The sequence below is a fragment of the Stenotrophomonas sp. AG209 genome (assembly GCF_003550055.1).
Lineage (GTDB): Bacteria > Pseudomonadota > Gammaproteobacteria > Xanthomonadales > Xanthomonadaceae > Stenotrophomonas.
The window spans coordinates 18,153-31,721 of the sequence record NZ_QXDB01000005.1; the positions used below are offsets into that span (position 1 = coordinate 18,153).

The window sequence follows — 13,569 nt, forward strand, 5'->3', positions numbered from 1 at the left end:
CCGACTGGCCCGGCCCCTGTGCCGCGCCCGACCACCTGCGAACCGATCCCGTGAAATTCTTCGTCTCCTGCGCCAAGGGCCTGGAATACCTGCTTGCCGATGAACTGTCGGCCCTGGGCCTTGGCAAGGCCACTGCCACCATTGCCGGCGTCAACGCCGAGGGCGAACTGGAGCAGGCGCTGCGGATCGTGATGTGGTCGCGCCTGGCCAGCCGCGTGCTGTGGCCGATCGACGAGTTCGAGTGCCCGGACGAGCAGGCCCTGTACGACGGCGTGCGTGCGCTGCCGTGGCACGAGCACATCAAGCCGGAGATGACCCTGGCGGTGGACGCGCACGTGTCCGGCGACAAGATCACCCACGCCCGCTTCGCTGCGCAGCGGATCAAGGACGCCATCGTCGACCGCATGCGCGACGAGGGCCTGGAACGCCCCTCGGTCAACACCGATCTGCCCGACGTGCGCGTCAACCTGTCGCTGCGCAAGGGCCGTGCGTCGCTGTCGATCGACCTCGGCGGTGGCCCGCTGCATCGCCGTGGCTGGCGTGGCGCCGCCCACGAAGCGCCGCTGAAGGAAAACCTGGCCGCCGCGCTGCTGCTGCGCGCGCAGTGGCCGCGCCTGCACGCCGCTGGTGGCGGCCTGCTGGACCCGATGTGCGGCAGCGGCACGCTGCTGATCGAAGGCGCGCTGATGGCCGCCGACGTTGCTCCCGGCCTGATGCGCCATGGCAGCCTGCCGCCGAGCCGCTGGCTGGGCTTCGACAAGGCGGCCTGGAAGACCCTCCAGAGCGAGGCGCGTGACCGCGAAGCGGCTGGCCTGGCCGCGTTGAAGCCCGTCATCCACGGCAGCGACATCGATCCGACCGCGATCCAGGCGGCGCGCGAGAATGCCGAGGTGGCGGGCGTCGCCCACGCGATCCGCTTCACCCGCGCCGATGTGGCTGACCTGGCCACGCCGGAGCAGGAGATCGGTGCGGTGGTCTGCAACCCGCCGTACGACGAGCGCCTGGCCGCTGATCCGGCGCTGTACCGCGCGCTCGGCAATGCCCTGCAGAAGGCGGTGCCGCAGTGGCGGGCCAGCCTGCTGTGCGGCAACGATGAACTGGCCTTCGCCACCGGCCTGCGCGCGGGCAAGAAGTACCAGATGTTCAACGGTGCGCTGGAATGCGCGCTGATCGTCTGCGACCCGATCGCCGTGCCGGGCCGTGATCCGGCACAGCCGCGCGAGCTGAGCGAAGGTGCGCAGATGGTGGCCAACCGCCTGCGCAAGAACCTGAAGAAGTTCAAGAGCTGGCGTGCCCGCGAGGACATCACCTGCTTCCGCGCCTACGACGCCGACCTGCCGGAATACGCGGCGGCCATCGATGTCTACGAGGAAGACGGTGGCAAGCGCCGTACCTTCCTGCACGTGCAGGAATACGCCGCACCGGCGGCGATTCCGGAGAACGACGTGCGCCGCCGCCGCAACGAGCTGCTGGCCGCTGCGCGCGAAGTGTTCGGCGTGCCGCCGGAGCAGGTCTCGATGAAGTCGCGCGAGCGCGGCAAGGGTGGCAGCAAGTACGGCCGCTTCGAGCAGCGTGACGAATTCATCGTGGTGCGCGAGAACCACGCACTGCTGCAGGTGAACCTGTTCGACTACCTGGACACCGGCCTGTTCCTCGACCACCGCCCGCTGCGGCGGATGATGGCCGAGCAGGTGCGTGGCAAGCGCTTCCTCAACCTGTTCTGCTACACCGGCGTGGCCAGTGTGCAGGCGGCAGTTGCCGGTGCGGCCAGCACCACCAGCGTCGACCTGTCGGCGACCTACCTGCAGTGGTGCTACGACAACCTGGCGCTTAACGGGCAGGGCGGCAACCAGCACCTGCTGGTGCAGGCCGATGCGATGGCCTGGCTGGAAGGCGACCGCGGGCAGTACGACGTGATATTCTGTGACCCGCCGACCTTCTCCAACTCCGCACGCGCCGATGACTTCGACGTACAGCGCGAACAGCTGAAGCTGCTGCGGGCAGCGGTGGCGCGGCTGGCACCGGGTGGCGTGCTGTATTTCTCCAACAACTTCCGCCGCTTCAAGCTGGAAGAGAACGCCATCGCCGAATTCGCCCAGTGCCGCGAGATCACCGCGCGCACCATCGGCCCGGACTTCGAACGCAACGCGCGCATCCACCGTGCGTGGGAACTGAAGCGGTTGGGGTAAGTCCGGTAGTGCCGGCCGCTGGCCGGCAATGGTGTCAGATCCGCAGAGGGTTCATGGGATGCCGGCCAGCGGCCGGCACTACCCATATCTGGCCGGCACATCCGCGCCATGCATGGATGGTTGTTCAGTAGATCCACGCCATGCGTGGATGGTTGTTCAGTAGAGCCACGCCATGCGTGGATGGCGGTTACAGCAACGCCACCAGCAGCCCCATCACCGGCAGCGTGATCGCCAGCGCGGCGATCCACTTCGGCCGGTACGGGTACAGCCCGAACGATAGTGCCACGCCGCCCAGTGTCATCGTGCCCAGCCACAGCACCGGGCCCATCGCCCAGCCATGGTCGACCACGCACAGCGCGAACGCCACCGTCAGCAGGGCCCAGCCCAGCACCCGCCATTGCGTGCGCCGTGCCGGCGAGGCGGCAGCCTTGCCGTGCAGGTCGTGCTGGTGCTTTTCCATCGCCAGCGACAACGCGGTGAACGCAGAGAACGACAGGGTCAACGCCAGCAGCATCATGCGCTGGCCTCCGCTTCGGCGGTGTCCGCAGCGTCCACCGGGGCCTTGGGTGCCCCCGCGGCGGCACGCTTCTTCTTCTCGGCTGCAGACAGCGGTGGCGTCCAGCGCTGCATGCGCCAGCCGCACAGCGCCAGCATCGCACCGAACGCGATCATCGACAGATCGACGCCGGCCAGTACCCAGTCACCATTGCGCAGGGTGACGCCAAGGTGGGCGTGCGTGGTCAGCGCGTTGACCACCGGCACCAGCGCGAATGCGGCCGCGCCCAGGTACAGCTGCCAGGCCCACATCATCCGCTTCGGCCAGATGAAGGCGGCCAGCAGCGCACCGCCCCACGCGTAGAAGAACACATTGGCCTCGGCGCTGGAGCGTTCGGCGATGTCCAGCGGCAGCAGGCGGTTGCCCCAGAAGTAGGCGGCGAAGGCGATCGGCAGGCCGGCCACGGTGCCGATGTTCAGTGCATCGACCAGGCGCAGGCCGAAGCCGGTACGGCCGCTCTTGGCGTGCTTGGGCCGTTCCTTCACCGCCCACAGCACCACGCCGCTGGCCACCATCAGGCAGCCGACCAGGCCGGACAGGAAGAACAGTGCGCGCAGGCCCCAGTCGGCGAAGCGCGCCAGGTGCAGGCCATACAGCACGCCACGGGTGGCGGTGGCGCCGCCGGAAGGGGGCGTTTCCTCCAGCAACGTGCCGTTGACCATATCGTAGCGCAGCGCCGGGGTGTCGGTGGACAGGCGCTTGCCGTCGCGCTGGCGGATGTCGATCACGGCATTGGCCGCGCCCGGGTTGGACACGGTGAAGCCGGCTACTTCCACGCCGTGCCAATGCGCGCGTGCGCTGTCCAGCAGCTGCGCGATCGGCAGCGGCGTGGCGCGGCCTTCGGCGGGCGCGGTCACCTCCGGCATGCCGCCGAAGGCTTCGCTGAAGAACTTGTCCTCGTCCTGCGGGTAGGCGACTTTCACCCCCCACGGCAGGTACATGATCATCAGGGTGACGATGCCGGTGTAGGTGATCATCGCGTGGTACGGCAGCGCCATCACCGCACTGACGTTGTGGAAATCGAGCCAGGAACGCAGGCCCTTGTCCTTGCGGAAGGTGAAGAAGTCCTTGAAGATTTTCTTGTGGGTGATGACGCCGGTGATGATCGCCACCAGCATGAACATCGCGCAGAAGCCGACCAGGTAGCGCGCCCACAGCACCGGGATGTAGTGCAGGTCGAAATGCAGGCGGTAGAAGAAGTCACCGCCCCGGGTTTCGCGCGCCTTCAGTGCCTGGCCGGTGTTCGGGTCCAGCGTGGCATCACCAAAACCACCGCGGCGGCCACGACTGGGATCGGCCAGCTCCGGTGGCAGCCGCCAGAACATCTGCATCGCCGGGTTGCGCGGCTGCGGCAGGGTGACGAACCAGTTCTCGGCCTGCGTGGCGTTGGCCTGCAGGTAGTCCGCCGCGCGCTGCGCGGCGACATCGATGCTGACCTTGCTGGACGGCAGTTCCGGTCGCATCCAGCGGCTGATTTCTTCGCGGTAGTAGCTGGCCGTACCGGCCATGAAGATCAGCAGCAGCAACCAGCCGACCAGCAGGCCGGTCCAGGTGTGCAGCCAGGCCATCGACTGTCGGAATCCGTTCTTCATGCCCAGGCCCCCAGCAGGCGCGCCATGGCGGCCATCAGCAGCGCGGGCGCGAGGATGCCAACCCACGCACGCAGCGCGCTGCGGGTGGCGAACGCCCACAGCGCTGCGCAGGCGGCCACCAGGATGGCCAGCAGCATGCCGGTCAGCACGGTCTGGCCACGTGCGCCGGGCAGCGCCACCGCGCAGAACACGCTGGTCACCGAGGCCAGCGCGTAGCCGCCGAAGATCGCGGCCAGCGAGCGTGACAGCACGCCCCAGCGCGGATTGGAGAAGAAGGTGCGGGGGCTGGCGGTTGCGGGCGAGCGGTCCACGGCGTTCCTGCAGGTAGGAGAGGGGATGGAACGCGTCCGCGGCCCCCTTGCGCCCTGCGCATGTCGCCCAGCGTGTCCCATCGACGAAGCACTGCCCGCGCAGACGGGCAATCCAGAGGTCGGGGATGTACACGGGCGATGGGCGCGTCTTCCGCACCCGATTGGCTAAGCGTACAACCGATCAGTAAATGATAGGCATTCGCATTTTATGAATCAAGCGTGATGACCCGGAGGGCCGCTGAGGCCTAGAACCTGAACACCACCGTCGCCGCATGCAGCAACAGGCCGATCAGCCCGCCGACCAGCGTGCCGTTGAAGCGGATGAACTGCAGGTCGCGGCCCACGCTCAGTTCCAGCTGTTCGACCAGGTGCCGCTCGTCCCAGCTCTTCACGGTCTGCGCGATATGCGTGGTCACGCCTTCGCGCAGGCGGCCGGTCAGGCGCTGCGCGCCTTCCAGCAGGTGCTGGTTGAGGGCATCGCGCAGGGCCGGGTCGGCCTGCAGGCTGCTGCCCAGCGAGGCGAGGCTGCGCTGCAGGTGGCCGACCAGCGCCGAGTCCTCGCGCTGCAGGTCGGCGCGCAGGCTGGCATGGATGCGCGCCCACAGCCCCTGCACGTACTCCTGCAGGGCGGGGTGGTCGATCATTTCCTGCTTGAGCTGTTCGATGCGCTCGGCCAGGGCCGGATCCTCGCGCAGGCGCTGCACGTAGTTCTGCAGCCAGGTCTCGTAGTCCTGGCGCAGTGGATGCTGCGGCTCGGCCAGTACCTGCTGCAGTTCTTCCAGCACCGCCCGCGCCAGGCGCTCGGCCAGGCTGTCACCGATCTCATCGATCGGCTTCACCCAGTTCACCGTGCTCGACAGCGTCGGCCATTCGCGCTGGATGTAACGCACGATCAGCTGCGAGGCGCGTTCCTTGACCTCTGGCTGTTCCAGCCAGCGGCCGAGCCGCTGCAGGCCCTCGTCCAGCACGCGCTGGTGGCGCCCATCGGCGGTCAGCAGGGCCAGCAGTTCACCGGCGGTGGCGGCGGCATTCCACTGCCGCAGCTGCAGCACCACGAAGGCATGCAGCTGCCGGCGCACCGCGGTTTCATCGAAGAAGTCCAGCGCCTGCAGGGCCCAGCCACGGGCCATGTCGGCCAGCATCCGCGAGCGCGCCGGGTCGGCCAGCCAACTGCCGAGGCGGCTGGCCGGATCGAACACCTGCAGCTTGGCCAGCAGCACCTGCGGTTCCAGGAACTGGTCGCGCACGAACAGGGCGAGGCTGTCGCCGATGCGCTCCTTGCTGCGCGGGATGATGGCGGTGTGCGGAATCGGCAGGCCCATCGGCCGCCGGAACAGGGCGACGACCGCGAACCAGTCGGCCAGTGCGCCAACGGCTGCGGCCTCGCAGAACGCCGAGACCCAGGCCCAGATACCGCGTTCGCCCTGCCAGTGGCTGATCGCGAATCCGGCCAGCATCAACAGCAGCAGGCCGAGCGCGAGGGCTTTCAGGCGCCGCAGCTGAGCGCGGCGCGGATCGTGGGCAGGCGTCATGCCGGAAGTCTAACCGGCGCGGCATGAGCATCCGGTAGTGCCGGCCGCTGGCCGGCATCCGCAACGCACCCGGAACGTTCATGGAGTTGCCGGCCAGCGGCCGGCACTACCCACTGGTTCAGAGCGCTTCGAGTTGCTTGCGCAACGCAGCCAGCTGCGCGCGCAGGGTGTCGTTCTCGCGGGTCAGCGCGACCACGCGGCGGCGCAGCGCGGGTGCATCCTCGCCCAGCTGTTCCAGCGCCGACAGCACTTCGGCGTCGCGGCTGGCGATCTCGTCCTCGTCCGCGTCCTCGAAGTCCATCTCGGCTGCTTCCGGCTTCGGTGCGCGCGGCTTGCGCTTGGACTCGCGCACGCGCTTGGCGGCCTGCTTCAGCTCGTCCTTGCCACCGGCGGCGGCGGCGCGCTGCTCGTCTTCCGGCAGGTCGGCCACGGCCGCGGCGGCGCTGATCGAGATCACGCCGGCCTTCACCGCTTCCACCACCTCGGCCGCGGCCTGGGCGTGGATGCGTTCGATCATGCCGACCTGGCTGGTGCTCAGCTTGGCCTCGCGGGCCAGCTCGGCGCGGCTGATCTTCGGTGCCGGTTCCCACGGCGGGCTGTCCTCACCCGCGTCCTCGACGGCTTCGGCGGTGCCGTCGCTCTCGCGCTGCAGCTGCGCCTGCTCGACCTGCTTGCGGGCGGCCAGGATGTCGCGCTTGCGCAGCGCCAGCACGCCGCGCTGGAAGTCGGACACGCTGCGGCGGCCCAGGTGCTGTTCGATCATCCACAGGTGCACGTCTTCCATGCTCTTGAAGCGGGTGTTCTGCACGGTGTTGAAGGGCAGGCCATGCTTCTGGCAGATGCCGAAGCGGTTGTGGCCGTCGACCAGCACATCGCCCCACAGCACCAGCGCATCGCGGCAGCCTTCGGCCAGGATGCTGCGCTCCAGCGCGTCATGTTCGTCCGCGGTCAGCGGGTCGATGTAGGCCTTGAGTTCTTCTTTGACGACGATATCCATGGGCACGGCAGCGAGCAGGAGCGGAACCGCCCATTGTACCCGCTCGCCACCCCCGGCCCGGGCTCAGGCGGTGGCCCGGATCATCTCGCCCAGGGTGCCGGTGATCTGGTCGATCTGCGCCTTGTCCACGATCAGTGGCGGCGACAACGCAATGATGTCGCCGGTACAGCGCACCAGCAGCCGGCCGTCCTGGAAGCAGCGCCGGAACACCTCATAGCCACGGCTGCCGGGGGTATCGCGGCGCGGCGCCAGCTCGACCGCGCCGACCAGCCCGAAGTTGCGGATGTCGATCACGTTGGGCAGGCCCTGCAGCGCATGCAGTCGTTCCTGCCAGTACTCACCCAGTTCGATGGCACGTTCGAACAGGCGTTCCTCGGCATAGACCTCCAGCGTGGCCAGCGCCGCTGCGCAGGCCAGCGGGTGCCCCGAATAGGTATAGCCATGGAACAGTTCGATGGCCTGTGGCGGTGCCTGCATCAGGGTTGCATGCACGGCGTCGCTGGCCAGCACCCCACCCAGCGGTACCGCGCCGTTGCTGACCGCCTTGGCGAAGGTCAGCAGGTCCGGAGTGACCCCGAAGCGCTGCGCGGCGAAGGGCATGCCGACCCGGCCGAAGCCGGTGATGACCTCGTCGAACACCAGCAGGATGCCGTGGTGGTCGCAGAGTTCGCGCAGGCGCTGCAGGTAGCCCGGCGCGGGCAGGATCACCCCGGCCGACCCGGCGATGGGTTCAACGAACACGGCGGCGATCGTCGAGGCATCGTGCAGCGCGATCAGCCGTTCCAGGTCGTCGGCCAGCTCCGCGCCCTGGCGTGGCAGGCCCCTGCTGAACGCATTGCGCTGCAGGTCCAGGGTATGCCGCAGGTAGTCGACGCCGCCCAGCTGCAGGCCGAACGCTTTGCGGTTGTTGGGCAGTCCGCCCAGCGCCATGCCGCCGAAACCGACCCCGTGGTAGGCCTTCTCGCGGCTGATGAAGCGGGTGCGCTGGCCCTCGCCACGCTGGCGGTGATAGGCCAGCGCGATCTTCATCGCGGTATCCACCGCCTCGGAACCGGAGCTGGTGAAGAACACATGGTTGAGCGGGGCAGGCGCCAGCGCGGCCAGCCGCTGCGCCAGCGCGAAGGCCGGCGGCGAGCCCATCTGGAAGGCCGGCGAGTAGTCGAGGGTGCGTGCCTGCTCGACGATGGCCTCGACGATGCGCGGTCGCGCGTGGCCGGCGTTGCAGCACCACAGGCCGGCGGTGCCGTCGAGGATCTGGCGGCCATCGACATCTTCGTAGTGCATGCCTTCGGCGCGTACCAGCATGCGCGGGGCGGCCTTGTACTGGCGGTTGGCGGTGAACGGCATCCAGTACGCGTCCAGTGACTCAGGGCGCTGGGTGGCCAGGTCGTGCAGGTCGCTTTCGGGACGCTTCATGCCAGCTCCATCGGGTCCGATGAGACGAATGTAGCGCAGCCGCGTCACGGCGGAGTCGCGGCGGCCCCGGTATAACCAAGGCTTGTTGATCGCTGGAGCTTCCCATGGCCGATTTCCCTGACCGCAGCCACTGGCAGGCGCTGGCCCTCCAGCTGTCGATGCCGGGCCAGGCCTTCATCGATGGCCGTTACGCAGACGCCGCCAGCGGCGCCCGTTTCGACTGCATCAGCCCGATCGACGGACGTGTGCTGGGCGCGGTCGCCGACTGCGACGCGCAGGACGTGGAGCGTGCGGTACTGGCCGCGCGGCGCAGCTTCGAGGCGGGCCACTGGTCACACGCCAGTCCGGCCCACCGCAAGCGCGTACTGTTGGCGCTGGCTGCACTGGTGGAAACGCACGCCGATGAACTGGCCTTGTTGGAAACCCTGGACATGGGCAAGCCGGTGCGTGACGCGCGGCGCATCGACCTGCCGGGCGTAGTGCGCTGCCTGCGCTGGACGGCCGAGGCCGTGGACAAGCTGTATGGCGAGGTCGCGCCCACCGGTCCGCACGAACTGGGACTGGTCACCCGCGAGGCGGCGGGCGTGGTGGCGGCCATCGTGCCGTGGAATTTCCCGTTGCTGATGGCCTGCTGGAAGATCGCGCCGGCGCTGGCGATGGGCAACTCGGTGGTGCTCAAGCCTTCCGAGCGCTCGCCCCTGAGTGCGCTGCGGCTGGCGGCGCTGGCCGCCGAGGCCGGGCTGCCGGAGGGCGTGCTGAACGTGCTGCCGGGCCATGGTGCTCGCGTCGGTGAACCGCTGGCTTTGCACATGGATGTGGATGTGCTGGCCTTCACCGGCTCCACGGCCACCGGCGCCAGGCTGCTGGAGTATTCCGGCCGGTCCAACCTCAAGCGGGTCTGGCTGGAGTGTGGCGGCAAGAGCCCGCACGTGGTGTTCGCCGACGCTCCCGATCTGGACGCGGCGGCCAAGGCCGTGGCACAGGGCATTTTCTTCAACCAGGGCGAAGTCTGTACCGCCGGTTCGCGGTTGCTGGTACAGCGCTCGATCCGCGAGGATTTCGTGCACCAGGTGGTTGCCTACGGCCAGCACATGCAGCCACACCACCCGCTTGACGCCGACGCACCGATGGGTGCGCTGGTGGATGCCGCGCATCTGGACAAGGTGATGGGGGATATCGCACGCGCCGAAAGCGAGGGCGCCCGCTTGCTGCTGGGCGGTCATCGCGCCGAGGTCGAGGCAGGCGGTTCCTATGTGCAGCCCACGGTGTTCGATCAGGTGAGCCCCGACCAGGCACTGGCGCGCGAGGAAGTGTTCGGGCCGGTGCTGGCGGTGCTGGGCTTCGACGACGAAACCGAAGCGGTGCGCCTGGCCAACGACAGCCGCTACGGACTGGCCGCCGGTCTTTGGACGCGCGATCTGAGCCGTGCCCATCGCGTCGCACGCCAACTGCGCGCGGGTAGCGTATGGGTGAACGGCTGGGATGGCGGCGACATGACTGCACCGTTCGGTGGTTACAAGCAGTCCGGCAACGGGCGGGACAAGTCACTGCATGCGTTCGACAAGTACAACGAGATCAAGGCCACCTGGATCCAGCTGTAACGACGCGGCTGCTCGACGCTACAGAAGAATGGCGCCTGCCACCTTCGTTGGCATCGGTGTCGGCTGAAACCATCGTCCCGTGCGGCCACCGGCCCGTGGCAGAATCGGGCGATCCGCCGTTACCCGTGTTGCCGATGTCGACGATCACCGCTGCCGCACCGCCCGTGAATTCTCCCCGCCGTGTCCTGCTGGCCAGCCTGATCGGCACCACCATCGAATTCTTCGATTTCTACATCTACGCCACGGCCGCGGTGCTGGTGTTCCCGCACCTGTTCTTCCCGGACAGCAGCGAACAGGCGGCGCTGCTGCAGTCACTGGCGACCTTCGCGGTGGCGTTCATCGCACGCCCGGTCGGCTCGGCGGTGTTCGGCCACTTCGGTGACCGCATCGGCCGCAAGGCCACCCTGGTCGCCGCGTTGCTGACCATGGGCCTGTCCACGGTGCTGATCGGCCTGTTGCCGACCCATGCGCAGATCGGGCTGTGGGCGCCGGCGCTGCTGGCGCTGTGCCGTTTCGGCCAGGGCCTGGGGCTGGGCGGTGAGTGGGGCGGGGCGGTGCTGCTGGCCACCGAGAATGCACCGCCGGGCAAGCGCGCCTGGTACGGCATGTTCCCGCAGCTGGGTGCGCCGCTCGGCTTCCTGCTGTCAGCCGGCATCTTCCTGGTGCTGGGCCGCTGCCTGAGCCAGGCCGATTTCCTGCAGTGGGGCTGGCGCATCCCGTTCGTGGCCAGCGCGCTGCTGGTCGGCCTCGGCCTGTGGGTGCGGCTGAACATCCACGAGACCCCCGACTTCAAGAAGGCGCTGGAACGCAAGGCGCCGGTGCGGTTGCCGATGCTGACGGTGCTGCGTGACCACCCGGTGCCGATGCTGCTGGGCACGCTGGGTGCGTTCGCCACCTTCGTGCTGTTCTACCTGATGACCGTGTTCAGCCTCGGCCATGGCACCGCCGTGCTGGGCTACAGCCGCGAGCAGTTCCTGCTGATGCAAATGGCCGGCATGCTGTTCTTCGCGCTGGGCATCCCGTTGTCGGCGCGCTATGGCGACCGCTGGGGCACGCGTCGCACGATGATCGTGGCCAGCGTGCTGATCATTGGTTTCGGCGTGCTGTTCGCACCGCTGTTCCAGCCGCACAGCCCCTGGCTGGTCACGGCGTTCCTGTGCCTGGGCCTGTTCCTGATGGGGCTGACCTACGGCCCCTGCGGCACCTTCCTGGCCGAGATCTACCCGGTGGAAGTGCGCTACACCGGCGCCTCGCTGTCATTCAACCTGGCCGGCATCCTGGGGGCGGCACCGGCGCCTTACCTGGCCACCTGGCTGGCCGAACGCTTCGGCCTGGTCGCGGTCGGCTACTACCTGTGCCTGACTGCGGCAGCGACCCTGTGCGCGCTGGTGGCATTGCACCGGCGCGCGCTGCGGCTCAGCCAAAGAAGCGCTTGAGCGTGCGCCCCAGCCAGCCGCCGCCCTGGTGTTCGCGGGCGAACTGGTTCAGGTGCGCCTTGACCTGTTCGGCGTAGGCCTGGTCATCGCCGCGGATGTGGTTGAACAGCCAGCGCGAGAGCATGGTGCGCAGCTCGTCGCTGATGTCCTCGCCGGCCTGGAAGCGCATGCGGTACTCCGATACCCGCTTGATGAAGACCTCATGCACGCGCTTGTGCGCGGCACAGAACGGATAGCCGGCTTCCTCCATCAGCTCTTCCTCGAACGCGAAGTGCGACATGGTGTAGTCGACCACTTCATCGATCACTTCGCCGACCGCCGTACGCTGCATGCTGGCCTGGGCCACGTGCAGGTGGTTGAGCATCTCGATGATGCGGCGGTGTTGCTGATCGATCACATCGATGCCGATGTTCAGATCGTCCTGCCAGACCAGTAGTGCCATCCCCGGCTCCCCTTCATGCGTATGTCGGGGTCGACTGTAGGGCTGCCGTGCGCGGACGGCGTTGATCTGGATCAAAGCGAGCCGGTCAGGTCAGCGCAGGCTCGCGTGGACGCAGCGGGCTGGCCACCGTGGTGCAGCTGACCCGGTTGCGGCCGCCGGCCTTGGCCAGGTACAGCTGGCGGTCGGCCTCGGAGATCAGCCGGTGCAGTGCATCGCGCTGCGGGCGCAGGCAGCACAGGCCGATGCTGACCGTCATGCGCAGGGTGGCAGTGCCGATGTCCACTTCCAGCGCGGCGATGCGCTGGCGCAGTTCCTCGAAGTACTGCAGGGCCTCGTCCTGTTCCATGTCCGGCACCAGCAGGCAGAACTCCTCGCCACCGAAGCGTGCGATCAGGTCCTGGCTGCGGGCGTGCGCAGCCACTGCGCCGGCGACCGCACGCAGCGCGTCGTCGCCGGCCTCGTGGCCGTAGGTATCGTTGATGTGCTTGAAGTGGTCGATGTCGATCATCGCCACCGCTACGCATTGGCCGTGCAGCTGCAGCTGCGGCAGCTGGCGCTGGCTCTGTTCCAGGAAGCAGCGACGGTTGGGCAGGCCGGTGAGGAAATCGCGGGTGGCCAGGTCCTGCAGGGTGCCGATCAGTTCCAGCTGGTCGACGTTCTGCGAGACGCGGCAGAAGAACTCCTCGCGCGAGAATGGCTTGCGCAGGAAGTCGTTGGCGCCGTTCTTCAGGAAGCGTGGGATCAGCGAGGCGTCGGTGTTGCCGGAAATGCCGATCACCGCCACCTTGTCGCGCGAGCGCAGGGTGCGCAGGCGTCGGGTGAACTCCACGCCCTGCATGCCGGGCATTTCCTGGTCGACCACCGCCAGGCGGATCGCAGGATGCGCCTCGATCGCGGCCAGGCCCTCGTTGCCGTCAGCGGCCTCGTGCACCTCGTGGCCGTACATGCGCAGCAGGGCAGCGGCATAGCCGCGCGCGGACGGCGAGTCGTCCACCACCAGCGCTGCGATGCGGCGGTTGCGTTCCAGTCGCTGCACCAGCCATACCAGGTAGTCGATGCTGCCCGGGGTATTCTTCAGCACGTAGTCGATGATCTGCTGCTGCAGCACGCGCTTGCGCAGGTCCTCGTCGTAGACGCTGCTGACCACCACGGTGGGCAGGCCGCGCTTGAGGAAGAACTCAACCACCGCATCGCGGTCGCCATCGGCCAGCACCAGCCCGGTCAGTACCAGGAACCAGCCCCCATCCTCGCTCAGCAGGCGATCGGCCTCGGCCAGGGTGGAGGCGATCACCACCGGCAGTTCCAGGCGCTGCTCGATGGCCTCGCGCAGCATGCCGGTGAAGGCACGGGAGTTTTCGACCAGCAGGATCCGCTGCGGCAGCGGATCGGCCAGGTCGCCATCGACGGCGGCCTGCGGCAGGACGGGCATGATGCGGTGGCTCACGAGGGAGGGCTCGGCACGGATAGCGGCGGTTTCGGGCGCAACTTTAGGCCAAT

At 68.2% G+C, this 13,569-nt stretch carries 11 protein-coding genes; 3 read left to right on the plus strand and 8 right to left on the minus strand.

Features of this window, described 5'->3' with window-relative positions; genetic code table 11:
- Nucleotides 1-50 precede the first annotated feature (50 nt).
- On the plus strand, nt 51-2,189 hold the full coding sequence (rlmKL, locus tag DFO63_RS19000; protein WP_049446164.1) for a bifunctional 23S rRNA (guanine(2069)-N(7))-methyltransferase RlmK/23S rRNA (guanine(2445)-N(2))-methyltransferase RlmL: 2,139 nt from the start codon (nt 51-53) through the stop codon (nt 2,187-2,189).
- 187 nt (nt 2,190-2,376) lie between these two features.
- Here the strand turns inward: rlmKL and DFO63_RS19005 are convergent, their stop codons facing one another.
- From DFO63_RS19005 to DFO63_RS19030, 6 genes are all read right to left on the minus strand, one after another.
- Nucleotides 2,377-2,706, minus strand: a complete 330-nt coding sequence (locus DFO63_RS19005; protein ID WP_049446161.1) for a DUF3325 domain-containing protein — start codon at nt 2,704-2,706, stop codon at nt 2,377-2,379.
- Nucleotides 2,703-4,337: a PepSY-associated TM helix domain-containing protein gene (locus tag DFO63_RS19010; RefSeq protein WP_049446159.1), complete on the minus strand. Its 1,635-nt coding sequence runs from the start codon at nt 4,335-4,337 to the stop codon at nt 2,703-2,705. The genes DFO63_RS19005 and DFO63_RS19010 overlap by 4 nt, the downstream gene beginning before the upstream one ends.
- Nucleotides 4,334-4,648 (minus strand): DUF3649 domain-containing protein, encoded by a 315-nt coding sequence (locus DFO63_RS19015; protein ID WP_049446157.1) that lies wholly within the window; start codon nt 4,646-4,648, stop codon nt 4,334-4,336. Before DFO63_RS19015 ends, DFO63_RS19010 begins: the two co-directional genes overlap by 4 nt.
- A gap of 245 nt (nt 4,649-4,893) precedes the next feature.
- Nucleotides 4,894-6,180 (minus strand): DUF445 family protein, encoded by a 1,287-nt coding sequence (locus DFO63_RS19020; RefSeq protein ID WP_119007592.1) that lies wholly within the window; start codon nt 6,178-6,180, stop codon nt 4,894-4,896.
- A gap of 118 nt (nt 6,181-6,298) precedes the next feature.
- On the minus strand, nt 6,299-7,177 hold the full coding sequence (locus DFO63_RS19025; RefSeq protein ID WP_119007593.1) for a plasmid replication/partition related protein: 879 nt from the start codon (nt 7,175-7,177) through the stop codon (nt 6,299-6,301).
- A 63-nt stretch (nt 7,178-7,240) separates the two neighbouring features.
- Nucleotides 7,241-8,593 (minus strand): aspartate aminotransferase family protein, encoded by a 1,353-nt coding sequence (locus DFO63_RS19030; protein WP_049446150.1) that lies wholly within the window; start codon nt 8,591-8,593, stop codon nt 7,241-7,243.
- A 104-nt stretch (nt 8,594-8,697) separates the two neighbouring features.
- Between DFO63_RS19030 and DFO63_RS19035 the strand changes: the two genes are divergently transcribed.
- Together DFO63_RS19035 and DFO63_RS19040 are read left to right on the plus strand one after the other, a co-directional pair.
- Entirely contained in the window at nt 8,698-10,194 is a 1,497-nt protein-coding gene (locus tag DFO63_RS19035) for an aldehyde dehydrogenase (protein WP_119007594.1), read from the plus strand.
- A gap of 134 nt (nt 10,195-10,328) precedes the next feature.
- Complete coding sequence (locus tag DFO63_RS19040; RefSeq protein ID WP_049446145.1) at nt 10,329-11,630, plus strand: MFS transporter; 1,302 nt, start codon at nt 10,329-10,331, stop codon at nt 11,628-11,630.
- Here DFO63_RS19040 and DFO63_RS19045 read toward each other — a convergent pair.
- Both DFO63_RS19045 and DFO63_RS19050 read right to left on the minus strand, forming a co-directional pair.
- Nucleotides 11,611-12,072 (minus strand): bacteriohemerythrin, encoded by a 462-nt coding sequence (locus DFO63_RS19045; RefSeq protein WP_049446143.1) that lies wholly within the window; start codon nt 12,070-12,072, stop codon nt 11,611-11,613. The two genes, DFO63_RS19040 and DFO63_RS19045, sit on opposite strands and share 20 nt — an antisense overlap.
- Nucleotides 12,073-12,157: 85 nt before the next feature.
- Nucleotides 12,158-13,501, minus strand: a complete 1,344-nt coding sequence (locus DFO63_RS19050) for a diguanylate cyclase (protein WP_049446466.1) — start codon at nt 13,499-13,501, stop codon at nt 12,158-12,160.
- Between the last annotated feature and the right edge of the window lie 68 nt (nt 13,502-13,569).

Excerpts from the sequence above, each read along its gene's own strand:
- DFO63_RS19020 (WP_119007592.1), bottom strand. The coding sequence starts at position 6,180 with ATGACGCCTGCCCACGATCCGCGCCGCGCTCAGCTGCGGCGCCTGAAA.
- DFO63_RS19045 (WP_049446143.1), bottom strand. The coding sequence starts at position 12,072 with ATGGCACTACTGGTCTGGCAGGACGATCTGAACATCGGCATCGATGTG.
- DFO63_RS19030 (WP_049446150.1), bottom strand. The coding sequence starts at position 8,593 with ATGAAGCGTCCCGAAAGCGACCTGCACGACCTGGCCACCCAGCGCCCT.
- DFO63_RS19005 (WP_049446161.1), bottom strand. The coding sequence starts at position 2,706 with ATGATGCTGCTGGCGTTGACCCTGTCGTTCTCTGCGTTCACCGCGTTG.
- DFO63_RS19010 (WP_049446159.1), bottom strand. The coding sequence starts at position 4,337 with ATGAAGAACGGATTCCGACAGTCGATGGCCTGGCTGCACACCTGGACC.
- DFO63_RS19025 (WP_119007593.1), bottom strand. The coding sequence starts at position 7,177 with ATGGATATCGTCGTCAAAGAAGAACTCAAGGCCTACATCGACCCGCTG.
- DFO63_RS19050 (WP_049446466.1), bottom strand. The coding sequence starts at position 13,501 with ATGCCCGTCCTGCCGCAGGCCGCCGTCGATGGCGACCTGGCCGATCCG.
- DFO63_RS19040 (WP_049446145.1), top strand. The coding sequence starts at position 10,329 with ATGTCGACGATCACCGCTGCCGCACCGCCCGTGAATTCTCCCCGCCGT.
- DFO63_RS19035 (WP_119007594.1), top strand. The coding sequence starts at position 8,698 with ATGGCCGATTTCCCTGACCGCAGCCACTGGCAGGCGCTGGCCCTCCAG.